The following is a 23,270-nucleotide window of genomic DNA, read 5'->3' as shown; positions in this document are numbered from 1 at the left end:
CCACCACAGCCCGGTTCCCCGAAGCGCGGTGAAGGCACGTACGGCCGGTTCACGGCTGCTGTCGGAACGACGCGCTTCACGGAGGCTCCCTACGAACGGTCAGGCAGGATATGAGGGTGACTTTCACCGACCCACTTGCCGGCAGGAACACGGCCTCCATGGCAGAGCTCCACGCCGCTGCGCTGATCTGGGATGCCTACGACGAGCGCAAGGACGGACCTGCGCACATGCCGTTCTTCTACACGGCGCTGCGCTACGAGAATTGGTGGGGAACAGGGGCCACGGCGGAGCAGCTCCACCACCTTGCCATCACGCACGGCATCCCGGTGGCATGGACGCCTCCGGCACGGGTGCTACGCGATCTCGTGGATGCCGGGTCCGGCCACGCGGCCAAACTGTCCGTCCTGGAAGCAGCCGAGGACGAGATCCGCGCCCACTGCCACACGCTGATGGACGAGTGCACGTCCTCATGGGCCGAGACGGGTCCGGAAGTCGGCCGCCACGTCCTGGCGGCCTGGGACGACGGACACCGACAAGCAGCGGCGTGCCTGGCTCTGGCGGCAGCAGAAGACGTCATGTTCGCGGTGGCCAAGGTCGACCGCTCGCAGAAGTACAAGGGTTTGACCGCAGCTGCCGGCCGGCCGCTGCGCAAACGACCGTGGATGGTCGACACCCAGCTCGCCCTCGCGCCGATCGAGCCGCTGTTCACCCAGTACTTCCCAGAGAGGAACAGCCCGATCCCCGAGACCCTCTCACGGCACGCTGTGCTGCACCGTCTTCCTCTTGAGCACCTGAACACCGGTCACAGCATCGTCGCGATCATGTTGCTCGTATCCCTGATGCGGCAGGCCCAGCAGGACGCCTTCGAAGCGGAGATGGACGCCGCTCGGTACTACGAAGAGGACTGAAGCGGCGATCGGCGCCTTCGAGACCGCCACCGGCACTGCCGAAGGCCTGGTCACCCGTTGGCGCTTTCGGGAAGCCGTGCCTGCCGTTCGGTGCTGACAGCACATGTGCGTAGAGTGCGGGCATGTCAGGAAGTGATGGATCCGTGGCGGCAGGGCGTGCGGAGCTGCTGGGTGCGTTGAGCGAGCTGGACGTCGGGCTGGCTGGCGGCATCGAGCGCGGGCATGGTGCACACCGCCGGTTCGAGTCCCTGGTCGAGCGGCTGCGGACACCAGCAGCCGCCTTCCTCCGGCTTGAGCTGGAGCGTCGACTCGCCGACCATGTCGAGGCGAACGACTCGTTCGCCCGGGACCAGATCGCCCATGCCCTGGCAGGTGCCTGCGGCGAGGCGGCCCTGCCGGCCTTGCTGCGCGCGAGCGTTCGTGATCGCAACGATGACGGAGACACCCTGCAGCTCGACCTTCTCGAACTGCTCTCCGCCTGGCCCGAGACGGCGCATCATCTGTTGCTCGGCTGCGTCGCCTCGCGTGACCCCGGGACGAGGCGAGTAGGCATCTGGGGTCTGAGCGTCACCGACTTCGGTGGGGCCAAGTACTTCGAACTCGTCGCCGATGCGGCGTCCGACCCGGACTCGGGAGTGCGTGCCGACGTGATGAGCACCCTCGGAAGCATCTTCGGCGTGGGGGACCCTCCGCGCGCCCGGGTCCTTCTGATGGCTGGCGCCTGTGACGCGGACCCCGAGGTACGGCGAGCCGCCGTGCAGGCTCTCGGGCCGGCACACGACCAGACCGTCACCGACCTGCTGGTGACCCGCACCGAGGACACCGACCACTGGGTCCGATTCTGGGTCGCGTGGTCGTTGGCCCGCCGGCCCGGCCCGGCGGTACGCACCGCACTCGAGCGGCTTGCCGGGGACGAAGACAACGACGTCCGTGAGGCCGCGCGCACGGTCCTGGAACTTCCGACCACCACGTGAGCCTTCCTGTCCTTCGTCCGCAGCCCAGTCACGTTCGAAGGCGTCGGGAGAAAATCGCGGGCTCCTCGGCGGCCGCTGCGACACAATCCCAGGATGATCGGCAACCGGATCACCCATCGCACCGCGGACGGCGTCCGCATACCCGGAACCTGGCGGCACGCCTTCATCCGCAACGGCGGCCGCTACTTCCTCACCGACCTCTTCATCTACGCCGACGGGCTCGTCAACTGCTGGGGACTGGTCACCGTCGAGGAGTTCGAGGAGAAGCTGCGCACCGGCTGGGTGGCCACGACCTTCCCGGAGGGCGGGGAGGCGTCCGCGCACGACCTGGCGGCCTGGAAGTTCAGCGAGCCGGAGAGCTGGCTGACTCCCGACCTGCTGGTCGCCGAAGTCCGCGACACCATCGACCAGTTGAACGGCCGGCCCGACTCGACCGGCCGCTGTCTGGCCGCCGTCGACGTGTTCCTCGCCGACCGGACCGAGGAGAACCGGGCCGCGGCCCGGGCCGCGTTCCTGGCCGTCCCGGAGTCGCAGCGCCGCTACGCGCTGGGCGACATGGACAGCAAGGACCGGCCGCTGCGGGTGCTGGTGGCCGGGCCCGGAGGCCGGACCTACCTGCCGTTCGACGGAACGGTCACGCAGAAGGACTACGACAGTGCCCTCGCGTACTTCGAGGAGCGGGCCCGCCGGAGGGCCGAGAGGCCCGAGCGCGTCCCCGCGGACGGACCGGTGGCCTCGCACGCCCCGGCGGTCCGGCTCTACCAGTCGGACCCGAACAAGCAGGTGGACGATCCCGGCAAGCTCGGCCTGCGCAACGACTACCCCGCCCCGATCACGGTGGGAGAGGTCAGCTACCCCTCTGTCGCCCACGCCTACTGGGCCCTGTCGGTCGTCGAGCCCGAGGTCCGTAGTGCGATCGCGACGGCCGAAACCGCCGCTGCGGCGCGCCGGCTCGCGGCCGAGGCACCCCGCCGCGAGGGCTGGGAGCAGGCCCGGACCGCCGTCATGACGCGGCTGCTGCGCGCCAAGTACGACCAGCACCCCGAGCTGGCCGAGATCCTGTTGGCGACGGACGACGCCACGATGATCTACGACGACATGCAGTCGGCCTTCTGGGGCGACAACGCCGGCCAAGGGCGCAACTGGGCGGGCCGTCTCCTCGAACTCGTCCGCTCCGAGCTGCACGCGCGCAGGGCCGGGATCCCGGGGCTGTGACGGGACCGGGCGAGCGGGGCTGTCCTCCGCCGGCCGTCGGGTCGCCCCTCCCCGGTGTGTCTCATTCCGCGCCGTCCGCCCCGGCGGCCGGCGCGGACAGCACATCGAGCTCGTGGCCGATCGCCTCGCGCAGGGCCTCATGCTCCGGTCCGAGCGCACTCGCAGGGTCGTGCCAGTTCTCGGCGGGATACAGCCACACCGGGTGACCGACGAGATCCGGGTTCACGCCTCCCAGGGCGCTGCCGATCCTGTCGTCCCGCCAATCACCACCCATGACAGCGGCACCCTATTCACGCGCGCTGTCGGTCGCTCCCGAGGCCCGGCGCTCCCCGAATGCCCGGCGGCTCCGAACGGGTCCTCCTCGCCGCTCGTGCGAGTGACGACTCGTGGCGTGGAAGCGAGCTGAGGCTGTCCTGACGGGCGAGTGCGCAAGGGTGCGGCGACGACCCTTTTCTCGCGGACGCGGAGGCGATCGTGGCTGCTGGACGGAATGTCGGTGTGGGGCGGCTGGTGCGGGTGGCCGCGCCGGTTGTGCTGCTGGCGCTGGCAACGGGGTGCGGCGGCGGTGGCGGCGGCTCGTCCTCCGGCACGACGCCCGCGTCGACCCCGTCGACCGCGCAGACGCCCGCGACGGCAGCGCCGTCCGGCTCGAATCCGAGTCCGAGCCCGAACGCGATCGCCACGCTCTTTCCCGGCAGCAACGGCAACCCGGCGGTGAGCAAGGCGAAACTCCCCGCCACCTCGCTCGGCGGGGAGACCACCGAACCCGTGGTGCTCGCCGGACGTCCCAGCACCCCCGAAAGCGGCGTCGCCGCTGACGCCGCCTCCGCCACCGGCACGACGATCGGGGCCGTGCACCTGTCGGCAGGAAGCTTCTCGGTGACCGACAACCCGTGCACCGGAAGGACTCTTCACTCCGGGGACACCTGCACCCTGACGGTCGCGTTCGCCCCGACGACCGTCGGCACGCAGAGCGCCGAACTCACCGTCGACACCTCGGCGGCCGACGCGGACTACCGCGTCGAGCTGATCGGTGAGGGGCTGGGGTCGAGCTCAGCTTCGCCGTCACCGTCGCCGTCACCTTCACTGTCACCTTCACCTTCGGAGACCTCGCCCACGCCCGAGACCACATCCTCGGCCGCGTCGCCCCCGGCCACATCGCCCCGCGCCACGTCGCCCCAGGCCACGTCGCCCCAGGCCACATCGCCCCGGGCCACGTCGCCCTCGGCCGAAGCAACGGTGAGCTGAGGCGTCAGCCGAGCGTCTCGATGCGGATGTCGTCGTTGTCCCGCAGGACCACGGTCACGTCCCGGGGCTGGCGGCGGTCGTGCGAGACGAGGTAATAGCGGGTGCTGGACTTGGCGAGCAGCATGAACCCCATGTACTGGTAGCGGAACGGCCCGCCCGAATCGCCGAGGTCCCTGAAGCCGATGCCGCTGGCATCGTGGGCGATGAGGGAACGGGAGAGGATCAGGACGCTGACCCGTCTCGCGAATCCGGCCTCCGAGTCGCGACTGGCCTGGTCGTCCCCGACTTCGTCCGCGTAGTGCGACAGGGAGAAGAACATGCTCATGGTCAGCAGCCCGATGAGCACCGCGCCGGCGAGCATCGGGATACGCCCGCCGGCCAGCGGACTGCCCCGTTCCCGGAGGCCGGCCCGGTAGAGGCGCAGTGAGAACAGGGCCAGCGTGGCGCCGAGCGCCACCACCAGCGGCGGAATGACCGTGCGCGGCCAGCCGGGTGCCAGGAGTGACAGGACGCTGTGGGTCCACCAGGGCGGCTGGGTGAAGACGAGGAATCCCGTGAGGAGCAGCAGGCCGCCGGCGAGTCCGAACGCGGCCGCGGCTCGCTGCCGCAGCGGCTTCTCCCGCGGACGCGCCAGCCGGTGTTCGACCAGGGCGAAGAGCGCCAGGACGAGGAGCGCGCACCACAGCAGCGCCCAGAGCGGGAGGAACAGGGCGGTGGGGCTGACGGTCAGGTAGCTCTCGCGCGACAGCTCAAGGTCGCTCGTCGGGACGCCGAGGTGGCCGTAGTACGACGTCGTGTAGGTTCTGCCGACGTAGTACAGCAGGCCCACGACGACCGATCCCGGAGCCACGACGTAGGCGGCCTTCTCCAGGAACGCCCTGCTCCGGTCGTCCGGCGGCTTGGCCGCGGGTTCGGGGGCGGCCGCGGTGTCGCCGGTACCGCGGGCGGTCCCGGCGCGCGCCGCCGGCCGGCGGACACGGCGCGCCGCACCCCCGGCACGAGAGGGACGCTCGGTCACCGGTCATCCAGTTTCATGCCCCCACAACGAGACTCCTCGTGCTTCGGTCACGGACGGCCCGACGCCGGTGCGGGCGTCACGCGCGGGCCTGCCCGGACCGGCGACGCGGGCGCCGGCTCCTCTCCCGGCTGCCTTCGCCGCCCCTGCCGCCTCCGCTGCCTCCACCGCCTCCGCGTCGGCGATGCGGCCGCGCAGCATCGCATCCATGACGGCCATGTACCGCTGGGTGCGGGGGCCGCCGAGGAGGAAGGGGTTCGCGGCGCCGGGCGGTTGGTGCCGCAGGTGTTCGACTCGTTCGAGGTCGTGGTCGTTCGGGTGGTTGGAGAGCTCGACCTCCACGTTCGTCCGGCGCATGACGGCCCGGAAGGAGTGGACGGAGGCGAGGAAGGTGCGGAGTTCCGCCACCGCCGAGGGCGGGGTGAGGCCGCCCCACAGCATCGCGCTGTGGTGCCGGCGTCCCGCCAGGACCGGGATGACCGGGGACACGGTGCCGGGGGTGTGGCCCGGGGTGTGGTGCAGCTCGATCGTCGTACCGCCGAGGGTGAGCTGGGCGCCGTCCGCGATGTCGAGGTCGCGGACGGGGGCGTCGGAGGGGCGGGTGCGGGTGAGCAGGTCCCAGTCGGCCGGGGCCATGTGCACGCGGGCGCCGTAGCGGTCGGCGAGGGTCTGTGCGCCGCCGAAGTGGTCCGCGTGGCCGTGGGTCACGACGACGTGCCGGATCGCCGCAGGGTCGGCGCCGACCGCCCGCAGCCCGGGGATGATCACGTCCTCGGCGTCGGCGGGTGAGGTGAGCGCGTCGACCAGCACGATGCCGTCGTCCGTCAGCACCGCCGTCGCCGAGACCCGGCCCGCGCTCAGCAGCACGAGGTTGTCGAACGGCTTGACGGGTTCGGGCGTGGGCACGGGCGGCGGGGGAGGGCCGGAGCCGGGTGTCAGCGCTGTCACCAGGGCCCGCAGTACGGGGTCGTCGGCGGCGAGGCGGCGCGCGCGGTCGTAGTGCGCGCGGGCGGCGGGCGGCGACTTCGTCGAAGCGCGCGCGGTGGACGGCGCCGTCGGGGGAGCGGGCGTGGCGGCCGAGGCCGGGCCCGGTGGGGCGGCCGGTGGGGCGGCCGGCGGGGCTTCGTCGGTGAGACCGAGGAGGGCGAGCTGGGCGAGGCGGCGCCGGGTGAAGTCGGCTTCCGTGGCGGTCCGGCGGGTGGGGCGGATCATCGCGCTCGGGGCTCCTGGTCGGTCGGGGAAGGTCAGCCGAGGGTGCTGACGACGGTCTTCGTCGCCTGGGCGATCAGGGCGTCGTCGGAGGTGGCGCCCGCCTTGCCGCGGTCGGACAGGACGACGATCACGATCGGGCTGCGCCCGCCGGACGGCCACGCCACGGCGACGTCGTTGCGGGTGCCGTAGCCCGCGTTGCCGGTCTTGTCGCCGATCCTCCAGTCGGCCGGCACCCCCGCGCGGACGTACGGGCCGCCGGTCGTGTTGCCGACCAGCCAGTCCGTCAGCAGCCCGCGCCGGTCCTCCGGGAGGGCGTCGCCGAGCACGTAGCGGCGCAGGTCGGCGGCGAGGACACGCGGCGTGCTGGTGTCGCGGGTGTCGCCCGGGGCCGCCTCGTTGAGGGTGGGTTCGGTGCGGTCGACGTTGGTGGTCGAGTCGCCCAGGTCGCGCAGGGACCGCTGGACGGCCGCCGGGCCGCCGAGTTCGGCGATGACGAGGTTGGCCGCGGTGTTGTCGCTGTACTGGATGGAGGCGGCGGCCAGGTCACGCAGCTTCATGCCGGTCGCCACGTGCTGCGAGGTGACCGGCGCCCACGTCAGCACGTCCTCCTGACGGTAGGGGACGACCTTGTCCAGGTCCGCGTCGGACGCCTTCCGCAGCAGGGCCCCGGCGGCGAGCGACTTGATCGTGGACGCGAACGCGAACCGCTCGTCGGCCCGGTGGGTGACCTCCCGGCCGCTGCCGGTGTCCACCGCGAACACGCCGAGCCGGGCGCCGAACTGCTGCTCCAGTGCCGCGAAGGCGGCGTCCGCCGAGCCGGTCGCCGCCGCGCTCGCCACCGCCGCGCTCGGGGCCGTCGCGCCGGGGGCCGACGCCGTCGAGGCGCTGCTCGCCCGGCCGCACCCGCCGATCAGCGCGGCCACGAGCAGGGCCACCGCGGGCAGCGCGGTGCGGGGGCGGTGGAGGGCGTGCGTCATCGGTGGTCTCCCAGCTGGTCCGTGCGGTCGAGGTCGCTGTCGCGCTTTCGCGTCGTTGCGCCGTCGCGCTCAGCTAAACAGGCCGCCGACCGTCCAGTCCAAGACCGCAATCGTGAAGCGGACGATAAGAAAACACCTATGATTGCTGCCCATGGACCTGCTGGGGCACCTCCGCCACTTCCGCGCCGTCGCCGAGGAGCGGCACTTCGGCCGCGCCGCCGAGCGCCTGCGGATCGCCCAGCCCTCGCTCTCCCAGCGGATCCAGCGCCTCGAGCGCGAACTCGGCGTGACCCTGTTCGACCGCGGCCCGCGCGGCGTCGACCTCACCCCGGCGGGCCGGTTGCTGCTCGCCGAGGCCGAGGAGACGCTGGACAGCGCCGCCCGTCTCCTCGCCACCGCCGCCGACCTGCGCAGCGGACGGGCCGGCACCCTGCGCGCGGCCGTCCCGCCCGAACTCGGGCCGGCCGCCCTGGCCGCGCTGCTCACCGGCTTCGAGGCCGCCTCCCCGGGCACCCGGCTCGAACTGCGGGAACTGCCGGTCGCGGCCGTGGTGCGCGAACTCGGCCAGCACACCGTGGACGTCGCGGTCGTCCGTCACCCCTGCCCGGCCGACAGACTGGCCTTCGGGCCCGTCCTGCACCAGCCGCTGGGCGTCCTGCTCGCCGCCCGTAGTCCGTACGCCGACCGCCCGGAGCTCGCGGTGGCCGAACTGACCGGCCTGCGCCTGGTCCTCTTCCCGCGCGCCGCGGCCCCGGCCCTGTACGACGAGGTCCTCACCACACTGACCAGGCACGGCTGCACCCCCGAGGCCGTCGTCGACCCGCCGGGACCGGACGTCGCGGGCGCGCTCGTGCTGACCGGCAGCGCCATCGCCCTGGTGCCGCGCACCACACCATCACCGGGTACGGTGTGGCGTCCGCTCACCGGTACCCCGCTGGCCTGGCGGACCTCCACGGCCTGGCCGGCCGGGCGGGGCGGGCCCGCCGTCCGGCTGTTCGCCCAGGCCGCCCACGAGGCGCTGACCGGCCCCGGCGGCCTGCTGCCCCAGCCGCCCAACCGCCCGCTCTACCCCCGGCCCGCAATGGAGTTCCCGCTGTGACCAGCGACCGCACCGCAGCCGACCAGACCCGAGCCGACCGCACGGCAGCCGACCGGACCCGAGCCGACCGTACGGCTGCCGACCGGACCCCGCACAGCCGGGCCGCGCGCACCCGCATCGCCGCGGCCTTCACCGACGCGGGCGTCACCGGCTGGCTGCACGCGCGCGACCTCGACACCGGCGCCGAGATCGCCCTCGGCGCGGACACCGCCGTCAGCACCGCCAGCGTCCACAAGCTCTGCCTGCTCGTGACGCTGTACCGCGAGGCCGCCGCCGGACGGATCGACCTGACCCGGCAGGTCGAGGTCCCCGCCGCCGGCCGCACCCCCGGGGGGACCGGCCTCGGCGCGATGCTCGACCCGGCCCGCCTCTCCCTGCGCGACCTCGCCTACCTCACCGTGGCCGTCAGCGACAACACCGCCGCCGACACCCTGTGGGACGAGATCGGCCTCGACGCCGTCAACCGCACCATGGCCGACCTCGGCCTGAGCCGCACCGTCGCCGTCCACAAGCTCCGCGACCTCATCGCCGCCCTCGCCGAGGACACCGGCCCCGACTCCCCGGTCGACCCCGCCGTCGTGGCCCGCCTCAGGGTCCTCGACCCCGCCTTCACCAACCACAGCACCCCCCGCGACATGACCACCCTGCTCGCCGCCCTCTGGCACGGCGACGCCTGCCCCGGCGAATACGGCGCCGCCCTGCGACGCCTCCTCGGCCTCCAGGTCTGGCCGCACCGCCTGGCCTCCGGCTTCCCCTTCGACGACGTCCGCGTCCACGGCAAGACCGGCACCCTCCCCACGCTGCGCCACGAGGTCGGTGTCGTCGAGTACCCCGACGGCGGCCGTTACGCGCTCGCCGTCTTCACCCGCGCCGCCGCCACCACCATCACACTGCCCGCCGCCGACGCCGCGATCGGAACCACCGCCCGCCTCGCCGTCGACGCCCTCCGGGCCCGGGCGGCGACCGGCGCGACGGGCTGACCGCCGCGGCGGTGCCGGGCGCGGGCGCCCTGCCGGTGGTCCGGACCGCCGAAACGCCCGTGCCCGGCCCTGGAAGGCACCAGGACCGGGCACGAGCTCTCACGGGATCATCGGCTCAGAGCCGGAAGGGGTTGCCCCCCTTCGCGGGGCGCGGTTCAGGCAACCTGACGGCAGGGCGGAACGACGCGGCGCCCACCGGGTCCTCGACCGAAGCCAGGCCGCGCCGGGGCCGCGGCCGCCGAGTCCTCGAAGCCCGCCACGGCGGGCATCGACGGTGCCGACCGGGTCGCGGGCTCCGAAGTGGATGCGTGATCCTGATTCCGCTGCTCCGGTCCACCACGGGACCCGGCGGGCGGGCCCGGCCTTCGGACGAGGAGTCGAGATGGACACAGAGCGAGCCGCAGCGAGGCATTGCCTGGTGACCGGTGCGAGCGGCTACATCGGCGGCCGCCTGGTGCCCGAGCTGCTCGCCCGGGGACACCGTGTCCGCTGCCTCGTGCGCAACCCCGCCCGGCTGCGGGACCAGCCGTGGCGGGCGGACGTCGACATCGCCGCCGGCGACGTGAGCCGACCCGAGACCCTCGCAGCGGCTTTCCACGGCGTCGACGTGGCCTACTACCTGGTGCACTCCCTGGGCACCGGACCGGCCTTCGAGGCGACCGACCGGGCGGCGGCCCGCGCGTTCGGAGCCGCCGCGGCGGCCGCCGGCGTCACCCGGATCGTCTACCTGGGCGGTCTCGTCCCCGTCGGGGTGCCCGAAGCGGACCTCTCGCCCCATCTGCGGTCCCGCGCCGAGGTCGGTCGGATCCTGCGCGGCAGCGGTGTGCCCACGGCCGAACTGCGTGCGGCGGTGATCATCGGCTCAGGAAGCGCCTCGTTCGAGATGCTTCGCCACCTCACCGAACGCCTGCCCGCGATGGTCACGCCACGGTGGGTCTCCACCCGGATCCAGCCGATCGCCGTCCGGGACGTCCTGCGCTATTTGGCCGGTGCCGCCGGTCTGCCACCCGGAGTGAACCGCACCTTCGACATCGGCGGCCCCGACGTCCTGACGTACGCGCAGATGATGCACCGCTACGCCCGGCTCGCCGGACTGCGACGGCGCCTCATCGTCCCCGTGCCGGTCCTCACTCCCCGCCTCTCCAGCCACTGGGTCGGACTCGTGACCCCGGTGCCGAACTCCATCGCCCGTCCGCTCGTCGAGTCCCTGCGCCACGAGGTCGTCTGCGGCGAACACGACATCGCCCGGTGGGTGCCCGACCCGCCGGAGGGCCTGACCGGTTTCGACCAGGCCGTGACCCTCGCCCTGCGCCGGATCAAGGACGCCGACGTCGCCACCCGCTGGTCCTCCGCCTCCCTGCCCGGCGCCCCCAGCGACCCGCTGCCCACCGACCCCGACTGGGCGGGCGGCAGCCTCTACCAGGACGTCCGGGAACGCACCGTGACCGCGTCACCCGCCGCCGTCTGGCGCGTGATCGAAGGCATCGGCGGCGACAACGGGTGGTACTCCTTCCCGCTCGCCTGGGCCCTGCGCGGCTGGCTCGACCGGCTGGCCGGCGGCGTCGGCCTGCGCCGGGGCCGGCGCGACCCCGCCCGGCTGCGGGTCGGCGACTCCCTCGACTTCTGGCGGGTCGAGGAGATCCAGCCGGGCCGGCTGCTCCGGCTGCGCGCCGAGATGCGGCTGCCCGGCCTGGCCTGGCTCGAACTGTCCGTCACGCCGGACGGCGAGCACCGCACGCGCTACCGCCAGCGGGCGCTCTTCCACCCGCACGGCCTGGCCGGCCACGCCTACTGGTGGTCGGTCGCGCCGTTCCACACGGTGGTGTTCGGAGGAATGGCCCGCAACATCACCGAACGCGCCCGCCAGGAGCCGTGACACCGCCAGCCCACCCGGCCACGCCGGATCCGCCGTCGAGGCCGACCGCCACCGCACTGTCCCGCGCCGCGCGGCGGTAGCCGACCTGGCCGAACCGACAAGCCTCACAGCCGCCTCGGACGGGGCGGAGGCCTTGTTCTCGGCGCGCCGGGCGGGCCGACGCGGTCGCCCCGCCCGGCGGGGTGCCGGCGCTCGCGCGTCGGCACCCCGGGGGAACGGGCGTCAGCTCCGGCGGTGCTGGGCGAGCCGGACGTCGGTGAGCGCGGTCGGTGCGCCGCCGAGCCACCAGATGGGGTCGGCGCTGCCGTCGGTGGTGCGGCCGTCGCGGTGGACGTAGTGGCGCACATCCCGCCCGGGCTCGGCGAACTCGCCGGCGAGGGCCCGCTGCAGCCATTCCGCGCCGAACCGGAAGACTTCGGCGGCCACGCCCCCGAGCGGGTGGAACTCGTCCTCGTAGACCCGCAGTTCCTTCGGCGCCCGGACGCGCTCGAAGCTCTCCAGCGCCTGGCCGAGGTCGGTGAGCTCGTCGAACTCGCCGATCCCGTACAGCACCGGGCAGGTGATGTCGGCCACCAGGTCGCCGAGTGGCATCCGGTGGGTCAGGTCGCGGTCGAAGGCCGCTTCGTCGGTGTACCCGGCCATGTACATGTAGTTGTTCTTGAAGGTCGGCTGGGCGCGCTCGAAGATGGTCGCGAAGTCCCCGGTGACGGCCTCGAAGGCGGCGAGCGCGGCCAGGCGTCCGTCGACGGCGGCGGCCCGGGAACCCCAGTAGCCGCTCATCGAGATGCCGAACATGCCGATCCGGTCGGAGTCGACCTCCGGGAGCGCGGCCAGGTGGTCGATGTAACGGCCGATCGCCCGCTCGTAGTTGCCGAGGTCGACGGTCAGTCCGCCGGCGCGGCTCTCGCCCTGGCCCGGCCCCTCGATGGAGAGCGCGACCATGCCGCGCGAGGTGTAGTAGCGCTCGGCGGCCCAGATGTAGTCCTCCTTGATCATGTCCATCCCGGGGCCGAGGATGACGGCCGGCGCGTTCTCGACCGGCCCGGCCGGCAGGTGCAGCAGGGCGTGGATCCGCGAGCCCTCGAAGTCCAGTTCCACCCGCCGCACCCGGCCGTCGCGCAGTGCGCCCAGGCGCTCCACGCAGTGGTTGGCGCGCGCACGCATGGCCGTCTTGCGCGGGTCCGTGGCGTCGAAGATCGAGTACTGGGCCCGGCCCCACATCACCGCCGCCCTCAGGTAGAGGTCGGCGGCGGTCTGGGCGAAGCCGCCGCGCTCGTGGTGGGCGGCGCGCTCCTCGGTCTGACCGGCCACCGTCGCCCACGCCTTGGGCAGCATCGCACCGCTCCTGACCAGCGCGAAGACCTTGGCGAAGTCGGTGTGGTCGTGGCCCAGCTGCTCCATGGTCCCGACGGCCTCGGGGTGCAGCGCGTCGAAGCCGCCCTGGGCGAGGGCGGTGTCCAGGGCCCAGCTCTGGCCGGTCGATCGGATGGTCATGGGTCTCCTCCTGGGGGATCCAGATGGCTAAGTACTTAATGAATAAGTACTTAGCCATTAAGTACTTTGGTTAATCTGTTGTCAACCCCGACGAGAAGGACGACCAATGACCAGCACCCCACCCACCGACGACCGTGCCGGAGCACTCGACCGCCTCGCCCGCGCCGCCTACCGCCTCAGCGCCGCCGACGCCCGGCTGCGCGGACGCGCCACCCGCACCCCGGGCGCACTCTCCCTCACCCACGCCCGGGCCCTGCGCACCCTGGCCGAGCAGGGCCCCCTCACCATCGGCCGGCTCGCCGCCGGCACCGAGACCACCGGCGCCGCCACCACCCAGCTGGTCAACGGCCTGGTCGCGGCCGGCTACGTCACCCGCACCCGCCAGCCCGAGGACAAGCGCTCCGTCCTGGTCGCCCTCACCGACGCCGGCCGGGCCCGGCACGGCCAGCGCCAGAAGGCGCTGGCCGAGGCCCTGCATGCCGATCTGGACGACTACGACGACGCCGCCCTCGACCAGGCCACCGAAGTGCTCCAGCGGCTGTCCGCCGTCTACGACCGGCTCTGAGCCCACCGTGCCCGCCATCGCGCCCGGGGCATCAAGTCCTCTGCCGGCAGGCGAGGTTGACGTCACACCTCACGGACTCCTGCGGGCACCACGGGCCCGGCGCCGCGGAGCCGCCCTCGCCCGCGGCGGCGAGTCGGCGGCGAGTCGGCCGCCCGGTCGGCTACCCGGCGAACGACGGATCGGTGCCGGTCAGTTCGCGGCTGGCCGCCCACAGGCGCGCGGCGGTGGCGGTGTCCTTGAGGTGGTCCCAGAGGGGTTCGGTGCGCGGGGTGCCACGCAGTCCGAACGCGCGGGGGCTCCACATCTGGCCGCCGCGAACGCCCGGGTCGAGCACGGCCCGGACGGCGGGCCACGCGGCGGCGTCCTTGCCCTGCACGACGAGGCCGAGCGGCAGGTGGCTCAGCCGTGCGCCCGTGGTGCGGATGTGGACGGGCGGGCGCGAGGGGGTGAGGGCGTCGAGTGCGCCGCCGGGGTGGACGAGGACGCTCAGCGTGGTGCTGCGGGCGGCGCGCAGGCGGCGGTCGAGTTCGAGGGCGAAGAGCATCTGGGCGAGTTTGGAGCGTGCGTAGGCGCGCTTGGGCCGGTAGTCGCGGGTGCTCTGGAGGTCGTCGAGGTCCAGATGCTCGGACTTGGCGGCGAAGCTGCCGGTGGTGACGACCCGGCTTCCGGGGGTGGCCGCGAGCAGGGGTGCCAGGTGGTGGGTCAGCGCGAAGTGGCCGAGGTGGTTGGTGGCGAGCATCAGCTCGTGCCCGTCGGTGGTCTCGCGGCGCGGCGGGTGGTCGAGCGCCACACCGGCGTTGTGGACGACGGCGTCGAGCCGGTCCGGCCCGAGCGCGTCCACGGACGCGCGGAGCGAGCCGAGGTCGGCCAGGTCCAGGGGCAGGTACCGCACGTCGGCGCCGGGGACGCGCGAGCCGATGGAGGCGATCGCCGCCCGCGCCCTCGCCGGGTCGCGGCTGCCCAGCACGACCGTGGCCCCGGTGGCGGCGAGCTGCTCGGCGACGAAGTACCCGATGCCCGCGTTGCCGCCGGTGACCAGGAAGCGCCGCCCCTCGGCGCGGGGCAGCCGGTGGACGTCCCACGGCCGGGTCTCGGATACGAAGGGCATGGCGGGCTCCCGGTGGTTCGGCATCGTTCGGTTCAGCGCGGTGCGGCGCGGTGTGGTTCGTGCGGTTCGCGCGATCCGTACGCTCCCAGGCTCCGCTCACAGGTCACCGGCAGTCGGCTGTTCCCCTGCTGACAGCCGGTCGGTCCGGTACTCGGGCTCGGCGGCCGGCACCGCCGATGCCGTCACTCCGGGGCAGCGGAGTGGGGGAGAGGGGGAACAAGGCCGGGACGAACCCCTGGAACACGATCCGGCAGAATCACAGCCGTGATCGAGAACCGGAACGCCGGAGCGGCAGCCACCGAGTCCAGGCCCCCACTGACGGCCGGCCTCACCGGCTCCGAACTGCTGCGCTGGTACTGGACACTGGACGAGCTGACGGCTCTCGCCCGATCGATGGGTGTCGCGCGGCACGGCGGCAAGGCGGCGCTCACCGCCCGGCTCGCCGCGACGCTGGACGGTACGCCGCCACCGGCCGCCCCGGCCCGCCGTTCCCCGGCGACCGCGCAGTTGGCCGCGCCCGTCGACGGCGACACGGTGATCCCGCCGGGCCAGCGGTGCAGCCAGGTCCTGCGGAGGTACTTCGTCGAGACGATCGGCCCCGGCTTCCACTTCGACGCCTTCATGCGCGACTTCATCGCCCGGAGCGCCGGCCGGACCCTGGCCGATGCCGTCGCCCACTGGCACGCCACCCGCCCGGAGACGGTCCGGCCCCGCGAGATCGGGGAGCAGTTCGAGTTCAACCGCTTCACCAGCGCCTGGCACCGTGCGAACCCGGCCGGCACCCGAGCCCAGGCCCGCGACGCCTGGTACGCCCACCGCGCCCTTCCCAAGCACCCCGCCGGCGGCTGACACCGGTCCAGGGCCGGCGACTCGGGTTCCGCATCCGCACCGGCGAGGAGCGGGCCCGTCGGGCGTGGATCCGACCGCCCGCAGCGCCGCCGCACCGGGATCGCGTCCGTGACCTGGTGAGGAGGGGGCCGCCGCGCACAGGTGGGCGAAGGACGCCTCCGAGCGGAGCCGGCCGGGGTCGTCGCCGGCGGTGCCGGACACACGGCCGCGCCATGCGGCCGGCTGCCGGGGCCGCTGGACCGCTGGGCCGACGGGGCGAATCCGCGCCGGCGGTTGCCGGGAGCGCAGCGGCTGGTCGCATAGCCTTGCGCCCTGCGCCGCGGTGGCGCCGGCCGAGGACGCGGACAGGGGCAAGGGTGAGTTCGTCGGGTGCCGCCGTGTCGACGCGGCGGACGAGGTTTCGGGCACGGCTGTCGGAGGATTTGTCCGTGGTCGCCGTGGTCGCCGTGGTCGCCGTGGTCGCCGTGGTCGCCGTGGTCGCCGTGGTCGCCGCGGTCACCCGCGCGGGCCTGCGTGAGGCCGAGCCGGATCGCTCCTGGCGCCCGCTCGTCCGCGTCGGGTAGGGCGGGGCGTGGAACCGGAGGCGGAGAGAGACGGCGGGGTGGCGGCGGTGGCCGGGAAACTGCGGGTGTTCCTGGGCGCGGCACCGGGGGTGGGGAAGACGTACGCCATGCTCCGGGAAGGGCGCCGGCTGCGCGACGAGGGGCTGGATGTGGTGGTCGGCCTGGTCGAGACGTACGGTCGGCGCGGGACCGAGGAGCAGTTGGGGGACCTGCCGGTGCTGCCCCGCAAGCCGGTCGCGTACCGCGGGGTGGAGCTGACGGAGCTGGACGTGGACGCGCTGTTGGCGCGCCGCCCGGCGCTCGCGCTGGTGGACGAGCTCGCGCACACCGACGTGCCCGGCGGGCGGAACGGGAAACGCTGGCAGGACGTGCGGGAGCTGCTGGACGCGGGGATCGACGTGGCGACGACGCTCAACATCCAGCACCTGGAGAGTCTCAACGATGTGGTCGAGCAGATCACCGGTGTCGCGCAGCGGGAGACGATCCCGGACGAGGTGGTGCGCGCGGCCGACCGGATCGAGCTGGTCGATCTGAGCCCGCAGGCGCTGCGGGCGCGGATGGCGCAGGGGGAGGTCTATCCTCCGGACCGGATCGACGTGGCGTTGGACCACTACTTCCGCGCCGGCAACCTCGGTGCGCTGCGGGAGCTGGCGCTGCTCTGGCTCGCCGACCGGGTGGAGGAGGAGCTGGCCGACTACCGGGCCCGGCACGGCATCCGGGCACCCTGGGAGACCAAGGAGCGGATCCTTGTCGCCCTGAACGGTGCCGCGCAGGGCGAGCACCTGATCCGTCGGGGAGCCCGCACGGCGACCCGGGTGCACGGGGACCTGCTCGGCGTGCACGTCCGGCTGGACGACGGCACGGCCGAGCACGAGCCACCGGGGCTGGCGGCGCAGCGGGACCTGCTCCGGGAGCTGCGCGGCGGCTACGTCGAGGTGAGCGGCGGCGACGTGGCCCGGGCGCTGGTGGACTTCGCCCGCTCGGAGAGCGCCACGCAGATCCTGCTGGGGCCGACCAGCCGCAGCAGGCTGCGCGAGCTGCTCTCCGGTTCGGTGATCAACCGGGTGATCCGGCTGGCCGGTCCGATCGACGTGCACGTGCTGCCGCCGCCGGAGCCGGGGCTGCTGACCGTGCCGCCCTCGCCGCGGCGCCGGCGCCCGGCGCTGCTCCCGGTCCGGCGGCGCCGCCTGGCATGGCTGCTGGGGCCGGTGGGGGCGGTCGCGCTGACGTGGGCGTTGTCCCCGTTGCGGTACTCGCTCGGGCTGTCCGGGGTGCTGCTGTGCCTGCTGTTGGTGGTGACCGGAACCGCCCGGCTGGGCGGGCTGCTGCCGGCGGCGGGCAGTACGGCCGCCGGGGCGCTGGCGGCGGACTGGTTCTTCACCGCGCCGCGGCACAGCCTGACGGTGGAACGGGGCGCGGACGTCGCGGCGCTGCTGGTGTTCCTCGCGGTGGCCGGAGTGATCTCGCACCTGATCGACGGTCTGACGCGCCGTTCGCAGCAGGCGGACCGGGCACGGGCGGAGGCGGCGGTGCTCGGCCGGCTGGCGGGGGAGACGGTGGAGTCCGGGCCGCGGGCGCTGTCCGATCTGGTGGCGGAGCTGCGGCAGGTGTTCGGTCTGGAGGGTGCCGCCGTGCTGCTGCGTACGGGGGAGGCGCTCTGGCAACCGGTGGCCTCGGCCGGGGTGGAGGCGCCGTCGGAGCCTGACAAGGCGTCGTTCTCCGTCGGCTTGGGCGACGGAGCGGTGCTCGCGCTGCGCGGCGCACCGCTCACCGAGGAGGACACCCGGCTGCTCGGGCCGTACGTCACGCAGTTGAGGCTGGCCCGGGAACGGGAACGGCTGGCCGCGCAGGCGGCGGCGGCGGAGGTGCTCGCGCACACCGACGCGATGCACACCGCTCTGCTGGAGGCTCTCGGGAAGGACCTGCGGGCGCCGCTGGCGACGGTTCGTCGGGAGGCCGGGCGGCTGCCGGAGCAAGCCGGGGAGCGGATCGGTGCCGAGGTGGAACGGATGGAGCGGCTGGTCGCCAACCTGCTGGACCTGAGCCGGCTGCGAGCCGGGGTGATGCCCGTGGTGCTGAGGCCGACGGCGCTGGCCGAGGTGGTGCGGGCCGCCGCCGACGGGCTGGCCGGCGTCCGCGTCGACCTCGGAGCGGCTCTGCCGCGGGTGCTCGCGGACCCGGGGTTGCTGGAGCGGGCGATCGCGGACGTCCTGGTCTCCGGTGGGACGGCGGTGGTGGACGCCGGCGTGGTGGCCGGGCGAGTGGACGTCCGGGTGACCGTCCACGGCCGCGGTGCCGGTGCCGTGGAGCCCACGGGTCCGGCGGTGGCGCGGGGCTTCGTGGAGGCGATGAACGGTGAGCTGGCCGTCGAGGAGGCGGCCGGCGGTGGTACCGCGTACGTGATCAGCCTGGCCCGCGCGGTGGTGTGATGCCCGCCGATGCCCGACTGGCGCGGTGATCTGCAACTGTCGGTGGCCTCAGGAGGGTTGGCGCCCTCGGTGGGGTCCGGGGCCGTTGCGTCGCCGAGGAGTCGTCGGCGGGGCGTCAGGAGATCGTCAGGGGTTCGTCAGGGAGGGTGAAGCGACTTGCTCCGGGCCTCGGGGAGGGCTTTGATGGGGGGCATGCACCGCTCGACACGTCACCACGACCGCCCGCCGCATAGTCGGCCGCGGATCGTCGCTGTCGCGGTCGCCATCGTCGTCCGGTAGGTCGAGCCCCTTCCCGCTCTCCACCGGCCGCGCGCACGGGCCGGGTGCCGTTCGTCGTGCCCGTGTGGGTCACCGCTGTCCGTTCCCCTGCTCCGGAGGGCTCCGAGGGCGGGGGAACGGACGGCGGTCCATCGCATCAACCCCCTTTTCGCACCGGCGGCCCCGGAGGCGTACGGCTCCGTGCCGCACCTCCTCCGCACCCCGCCGGTGCCCTTCCACCCTTGGATGGGTCATGTCCGACGCTGTTCTGTCCGCCCGCACCGCCCTCGTCACCGGCGCCTCGTCCGGCATCGGCTGGGAGACCGCCCGACTGCTCGCCGGGCACGGCGTGACGGTCCTCGTGCACGCGCGCACCACCGGTGAGGCCGAGGCGGCCGTCGCCCGGCTGGTCGATGCGGGCGCCCGGAGGGACCAACTCGTCGAGCTGGCAGCCGACTTCACCCACCTCGCGGAGGTCGCGGTGCTGGCCGGCACGGTCGTCAAGCACTACCCGGCGCTGGACCTGCTGGTGAACAACGCCGCCGCGATGGCCCCCGAGCGCTGCATCCTCACCGAGGACGGCAACGAGGTCTCGCTCCAGGTCAACTTCCTGGCCGCGCACCTGCTGGCGAAGCTGCTGCGCGCACCGCTCTCGGCGGCCGGCGACGCCCGGATCGTCAACGTCTCCTCCTCGCTGCACCGCACCGCCTCGATGAACTGGTCGGACCCGCACCGGACGAAGAAGTACTCGCGGGTCGCCGCGTACGCGCAGTCGCAGCTCGCGCTCACGATGGCGACCGCCGAGATGGCCCCGGCCGGCTCCGGCATCACCGCCGTCAGCCTCAACCCGGGCCAGTGCGCCACCGCGCTGCTGCCGCTCTACGGGCGCACCGGCGCGCCGGCCGCGGAGGGGGCGGAGGCGGTGGTGCGGCTCTGCCTGCCGGAGACGGTCGTGGCCAACGGCGCCTACTACGACGGTGGTTCGGTCGCGCAGGCGGCGCCTGCCGCCCAGGAGGGGCGCTCGCTGAAGCGGCTGGCCAAGCTCGCCGACCAGCTGGTGGCCCAGGCGGCCTGACCCGTACGACCCGAGAGAGCGGAGGAACCGCGATGTCCAAGCGTGCCCGCAAGAAGAAGGCCCGCCGGAAGAAGAAGGCGAACCACGGCCGCAAGGCCGGGCAGTAGCCCGACGGACCCACCCGGTGCCGCGTGCCACCGGCACCGGGTGCACCCCCCGGCCTCCGAGGCCCTCGCCGAGCGGTGCGGCCGGACCGATCCGGCGCCAATGCCCCGTCAAGACGGGCCTCGGAAGCGTCAAGGGCGCGTCAGGGCGGGCGGCGGAGCGCCGGAGCGCACCTAGCGTCATCTGCGAGGAAACGATTCGCCGCCCGGGCATGGGCCCAACGGCGGACCGTTTGCCGAATCCCGATCCCCCGGCCGGTTCGTCCGGGGAATGGTTCGGCGGCCAGTGAAAAACAGGGGGAGGGGGCGCGCGGCGATGCCAACGGGTACGTCGGGCGGTACGGCGGTCGTGGGGAACACAGTCGCACCGGAGACGGCGCGACAGGGAGCCGCCGTACCAGGTCCCGGGCCGCGCGCCCCCCGCCACCGGTTCGTCCGCTCCTGGCGGGTCCGGGCCTGGTGGAACACCCCGCGCCTGGTGCGCGGGCTGACCGGACTCTGCCTGGCCGTGCTGCTGGCCGCCGGCACGGTGACCGGTACCGCCCTGGGCGGGGCCCGGAACGGCACGGACGTGATCGGTCACGAGGCCGCCCCACAGGTGGTGCGCTCGGCGGACCTGTACTTCGCGCTCAACGACATGGACGCCCAGTCCGCTAACCTGCTGCTGTTCGGCGCCGACCCGGACTACGCGGCGCTGCGCACGCAGACCCTGGACACCTACGAACAGCGGCGCGCCCAGGCCGACACCGACCTCCAACGCGTCACAGAGGCGGTGGCGGGGGACGAGGCCGGGCAGCGGTCCGTACACGCCGTGATCGGCGAACTCGGCGGCTACGAAGCCATGGTGGCCCGCGCGCAGTTGCTGGAGGAGCAGGCCCACGCTCCGGCGGGGCGCCCGTCGGCGGATGCCCTCGCGGCCTACCGGCAGGCAACCGACCTCCTGCGCCAGCGGCTGCTGCCCGCCGTCGACGGCGTGACAGCGGCCAACGCCTCCGTGGTGGAGCGCGGCTACGCCGACCAGCGCCACGCCCTGGCCGACGACCGGTGGGGGATCCTGGCCGGCGGTCTGCTCGCCCTGGTCGCGCTCGGGCTGCTGCAGTGGCTGCTCAGGGCGCGCTTCCGGCGGCTGGTGAACCTGCCGTTGGCCGCCACCACCCTGCTCGTCGCCGTCGGCCTGGTCGCCTCGCTGACGCTGGTCTCCAGAGCGGACCACAACCTGGTGGTCGCCAAGCGCAACTCCTTCGACTCGGTGATCGCCCTCAGCCGGGCCCGCGCGGTTGCCTACGACCTCAACGCCGACGAGAGCCGCTACCTGACGGACCCGTCCCGGGCGGCCGCCTACGAGCAGAGCTTCGTCGACAAGACCCAGTCCTTCGCCCACATCGACGGCGCCACCCTCGCCACGTACAACGACAGGCTCGCCGCGGTGGCCGACCGGCACCGGGCCGACCACGGCCGGGTGGGCTTCGGCGGATACCTCGGTGACGAGCTTCGCAACATCACCTTCGCCGGTGAACAGGACGCGGCGGAGCGGGTGTTGACCGCCTTCCAGCAGTACCAGCGCGATGACCGGAAGATCCGCGAGCTCAACACCCAGGGCAGGCTCAAGGAGGCCGTGACCTTCAACACCGGCCTCACCCCCGGCCAGTCCAACGCCGACTTCGGTGTCCTCAGCGCCGCCCTGGACGACAACCAGGCCATCAACCAGCACGCCTTCGACGACGCCGTCGCCGGCACCGACGGCGACCTCGACGCCGGCACCGCCGGGCTCGGCGCGGCGGTGCTGGCGGCGGCGCTCGCCCTGACCGCGCTGGGCGTGCGGCCGCGCCTGCGCGAATTCGCCTGACTTCCCGACCCGGGCAGCCGTGACCTCGTCACCCCCGACGTCGCCCGCGCCTGCCGGACAGGGCCGGCGCGGTCGCGGCCACCGGTGACACCGCGGGGTTCCTCCGCGCGCCGCTGTCCCTCCCGGAAGCCGTACGTACCGCCACCGGCGCCCGGACGGCGGCTCAGGAGGCCATGGTCAGCCCCGCGGCGCCGCCGCCACGGCTCAGCACGACCGACCGGATGTGGTCCAGGGCCCGGGCGTAGTCGGCGCGGCCCGGTTCGCGGCGGACGGCCTCGGTCAGGTCGAGGACCCGGTAGGGCGGACCGAGGTCCGTCAGCTGGGGGACGAACTCGGCCTTGGCGACGGTCCAGCGCTGCCCGGGTCCGGCGGGCGGCGAGAAGGTGAACCGGGCGATCGAGCTCCAGTTCCCCCGTGGGTCCTCCGCACCGGTGGGGTTGAACATGTGTCCGGCGAGCTGGTCGCCCAGGCCGTAGACGATCCAGGTGTCGTTGATCTTCTCGTAGGCCTGCGGGATGTGGGCGTGGGTGCCGAGGACCAGATCGATGTCGGGCCGACCGGGGCTCTGCCCGGCGGCCAGGTCGTGGGCGAGGGCGAGCTGCTGCTCGTCCGGGGCGTCCTGCCACTCGGTGCCCCAGTGGAGACTGACCACCACGATGTCCGCCCCCTGGTCCCGGGCGGCCCTGGCGTCGGTGAGGATCCGCTCCCGGTCGATGAGGTTGACCGCCCAGGGGCGCTCCTTCGGCAGCGGGATGCCGTTGGTTCCGTAGGTGTAGGCGAGTTGGGCCACCGTGGCGCCACCTGCCGTGAGCAGCGCGGGGCGGCCGGCCTCGTCGGCGCTGCGGGCGGATCCGGTGTGCTTCAGGCCGACGGCGTCCATGGCGTCGAGCGTGCGCCGGATGCCGTCGGGCCCGTCGTCGAGGGTGTGGTTCGAGGCCGTGTCACAGGAGGTGTAGCCGGTCTCCTTGAGCGCCCGGGCCACCTGCGGGGGCGACTTGAACGACGGGTAGCCGGTGAAGGGACCGCCGTCGGCGCCGTACACCGTCTCCATGTGGCAGATGGCCAGGTCGGCGGTGCCGACGACCGGCTCGACCCCGGCGAGCATCCGGGTGAAGTCGTAGCCGTCGCCCCCGGCGTCCTCCCGGGCCTGCCGGATGATCTCGGTGTGCGGCAGCACGTCCCCCGTCGCGACCAGCGTGAACGCCCGTGGCCCCGGCGGGGTCGGCGCGGCCGTGGCACCGGGATCCCACGACGGCGACGGCGCGGCCTGTCGGGCCTGCGGTGCCCCGCACCCCGCGAGGGCGAGCAGCAGGGCGGTGGCGGCGGTGAGGATCTCTCGGCGCGGGAATCGCATCATCGGCTCGTCCCATGATCGGTGGGTGTGACGGTCCGACTATGCGAGCCGTCGACCGGCCGACGCGGAACCCGCGCCCTGAGATCACCCGACGGGGCCAGCCGCCCCGCGTGACGCCGCG

General features: G+C 73.8%; 20 protein-coding genes. 13 read left to right on the top strand and 7 right to left on the bottom strand.

The features are described 5' to 3' along the window. Window positions 1-158: 158 nt before the first annotated feature. The 3 genes from ACIQ87_RS34060 to ACIQ87_RS34050 all read left to right on the top strand — a co-directional run bounded on the left by ACIQ87_RS34060 (window position 159) and on the right by ACIQ87_RS34050 (window position 3,097). Window positions 159-908: a hypothetical protein gene (locus tag ACIQ87_RS34060; protein WP_402414553.1), complete on the top strand. Its 750-nt coding sequence runs from the start codon at window positions 159-161 to the stop codon at window positions 906-908. A 176-nt stretch (window positions 909-1,084) separates the two neighbouring features. Then, window positions 1,085-1,882 (top strand): HEAT repeat domain-containing protein, encoded by a 798-nt coding sequence (locus ACIQ87_RS34055; RefSeq protein ID WP_402414551.1) that lies wholly within the window; start codon window positions 1,085-1,087, stop codon window positions 1,880-1,882. 93 nt (window positions 1,883-1,975) lie between these two features. Then, window positions 1,976-3,097 (top strand): NADAR family protein, encoded by a 1,122-nt coding sequence (locus tag ACIQ87_RS34050; RefSeq protein ID WP_402414548.1) that lies wholly within the window; start codon window positions 1,976-1,978, stop codon window positions 3,095-3,097. Between the two features lie 61 nt (window positions 3,098-3,158). On the opposite strand, the gene ACIQ87_RS34045 is transcribed toward ACIQ87_RS34050, so the two are convergent. Continuing rightward, window positions 3,159-3,371, bottom strand: a complete 213-nt coding sequence (locus ACIQ87_RS34045; RefSeq protein ID WP_402414545.1) for a hypothetical protein — start codon at window positions 3,369-3,371, stop codon at window positions 3,159-3,161. A 200-nt stretch (window positions 3,372-3,571) separates the two neighbouring features. Between ACIQ87_RS34045 and ACIQ87_RS34040 the strand changes: the two genes are divergently transcribed. Then, window positions 3,572-4,345, top strand: coding sequence for a hypothetical protein (locus tag ACIQ87_RS34040; protein WP_402414542.1), 774 nt, complete (start codon window positions 3,572-3,574; stop codon window positions 4,343-4,345). Window positions 4,346-4,349: 4 nt separating this feature from the next. Here ACIQ87_RS34040 and ACIQ87_RS34035 read toward each other — a convergent pair whose 3' ends face one another. Genes ACIQ87_RS34035 through bla form a run of 3 tightly spaced genes read right to left on the bottom strand, consistent with a single transcriptional unit; the run spans window position 4,350 to window position 7,549 of the window. Continuing rightward, a complete protein-coding gene (locus ACIQ87_RS34035; protein ID WP_402414540.1) occupies window positions 4,350-5,363 on the bottom strand; it encodes a hypothetical protein in 1,014 nt (337 codons plus the stop codon). Window positions 5,364-5,366: 3 nt separating this feature from the next. Next, window positions 5,367-6,572, bottom strand: a complete 1,206-nt coding sequence (locus ACIQ87_RS34030) for an MBL fold metallo-hydrolase (RefSeq protein WP_402414538.1) — start codon at window positions 6,570-6,572, stop codon at window positions 5,367-5,369. A 32-nt stretch (window positions 6,573-6,604) separates the two neighbouring features. Continuing rightward, complete coding sequence (bla, locus tag ACIQ87_RS34025) at window positions 6,605-7,549, bottom strand: class A beta-lactamase (protein ID WP_402414535.1); 945 nt, start codon at window positions 7,547-7,549, stop codon at window positions 6,605-6,607. 151 nt (window positions 7,550-7,700) lie between these two features. Between bla and ACIQ87_RS34020 the strand changes: the two genes are divergently transcribed. From ACIQ87_RS34020 to ACIQ87_RS34010, 3 genes are all read left to right on the top strand, one after another. Then, a complete protein-coding gene (locus ACIQ87_RS34020; RefSeq protein WP_402414532.1) occupies window positions 7,701-8,648 on the top strand; it encodes a LysR family transcriptional regulator in 948 nt (315 codons plus the stop codon). A 116-nt stretch (window positions 8,649-8,764) separates the two neighbouring features. Beyond that, the gene (locus ACIQ87_RS34015; RefSeq protein ID WP_402414578.1) at window positions 8,765-9,628 is read left to right on the top strand and encodes a serine hydrolase; all 864 of its coding nucleotides are present in this window, start codon (window positions 8,765-8,767) and stop codon (window positions 9,626-9,628) included. Window positions 9,629-10,010: 382 nt separating this feature from the next. Beyond that, complete coding sequence (locus ACIQ87_RS34010; RefSeq protein WP_402414530.1) at window positions 10,011-11,504, top strand: SDR family oxidoreductase; 1,494 nt, start codon at window positions 10,011-10,013, stop codon at window positions 11,502-11,504. A 222-nt stretch (window positions 11,505-11,726) separates the two neighbouring features. Here the strand turns inward: ACIQ87_RS34010 and ACIQ87_RS34005 are convergent, their stop codons facing one another. Further along, window positions 11,727-12,998, bottom strand: coding sequence for an alpha/beta hydrolase (locus ACIQ87_RS34005; RefSeq protein ID WP_402414528.1), 1,272 nt, complete (start codon window positions 12,996-12,998; stop codon window positions 11,727-11,729). A gap of 106 nt (window positions 12,999-13,104) precedes the next feature. On the opposite strand from ACIQ87_RS34005, the gene ACIQ87_RS34000 reads away from it, so the two are divergent. Continuing rightward, complete coding sequence (locus ACIQ87_RS34000; RefSeq protein ID WP_402414525.1) at window positions 13,105-13,563, top strand: MarR family winged helix-turn-helix transcriptional regulator; 459 nt, start codon at window positions 13,105-13,107, stop codon at window positions 13,561-13,563. Between the two features lie 160 nt (window positions 13,564-13,723). Here ACIQ87_RS34000 and ACIQ87_RS33995 read toward each other — a convergent pair whose 3' ends face one another. Further along, entirely contained in the window at window positions 13,724-14,671 is a 948-nt protein-coding gene (locus tag ACIQ87_RS33995; RefSeq protein WP_402414522.1) for an SDR family NAD(P)-dependent oxidoreductase, read from the bottom strand. A 264-nt stretch (window positions 14,672-14,935) separates the two neighbouring features. Here ACIQ87_RS33995 and ACIQ87_RS33990 point away from each other — a divergent pair, with 264 nt between their 5' ends. The 5 genes from ACIQ87_RS33990 to ACIQ87_RS33970 all read left to right on the top strand — a co-directional run bounded on the left by ACIQ87_RS33990 (window position 14,936) and on the right by ACIQ87_RS33970 (window position 21,795). Next, window positions 14,936-15,520 carry a DUF6434 domain-containing protein gene (locus tag ACIQ87_RS33990; RefSeq protein ID WP_402414519.1) on the top strand — a complete coding sequence of 195 codons (585 nt, stop codon included), beginning with the start codon at window positions 14,936-14,938 and terminating at the stop codon, window positions 15,518-15,520. Between the two features lie 428 nt (window positions 15,521-15,948). Beyond that, window positions 15,949-16,083, top strand: coding sequence for a hypothetical protein (locus tag ACIQ87_RS33985; RefSeq protein ID WP_402414516.1), 135 nt, complete (start codon window positions 15,949-15,951; stop codon window positions 16,081-16,083). 47 nt (window positions 16,084-16,130) lie between these two features. Next, on the top strand, window positions 16,131-18,512 hold the full coding sequence (locus tag ACIQ87_RS33980) for a DUF4118 domain-containing protein (protein ID WP_402414514.1): 2,382 nt from the start codon (window positions 16,131-16,133) through the stop codon (window positions 18,510-18,512). Between the two features lie 511 nt (window positions 18,513-19,023). Beyond that, window positions 19,024-19,845: an SDR family NAD(P)-dependent oxidoreductase gene (locus tag ACIQ87_RS33975; RefSeq protein WP_402414511.1), complete on the top strand. Its 822-nt coding sequence runs from the start codon at window positions 19,024-19,026 to the stop codon at window positions 19,843-19,845. 453 nt (window positions 19,846-20,298) lie between these two features. Then, window positions 20,299-21,795, top strand: coding sequence for a hypothetical protein (locus tag ACIQ87_RS33970; RefSeq protein WP_402414508.1), 1,497 nt, complete (start codon window positions 20,299-20,301; stop codon window positions 21,793-21,795). Window positions 21,796-21,958: 163 nt separating this feature from the next. On the opposite strand, the gene ACIQ87_RS33965 is transcribed toward ACIQ87_RS33970, so the two are convergent. Further along, window positions 21,959-23,152 (bottom strand): CapA family protein, encoded by a 1,194-nt coding sequence (locus tag ACIQ87_RS33965; protein ID WP_402414505.1) that lies wholly within the window; start codon window positions 23,150-23,152, stop codon window positions 21,959-21,961. Window positions 23,153-23,270 lie beyond the last annotated feature (118 nt).

Source organism: Kitasatospora sp. NPDC096204, from assembly GCF_044763205.1.
Taxonomy (GTDB): domain Bacteria; phylum Actinomycetota; class Actinomycetes; order Streptomycetales; family Streptomycetaceae; genus Kitasatospora.
This window is presented reverse-complemented; position numbering and strand designations above follow the sequence as displayed.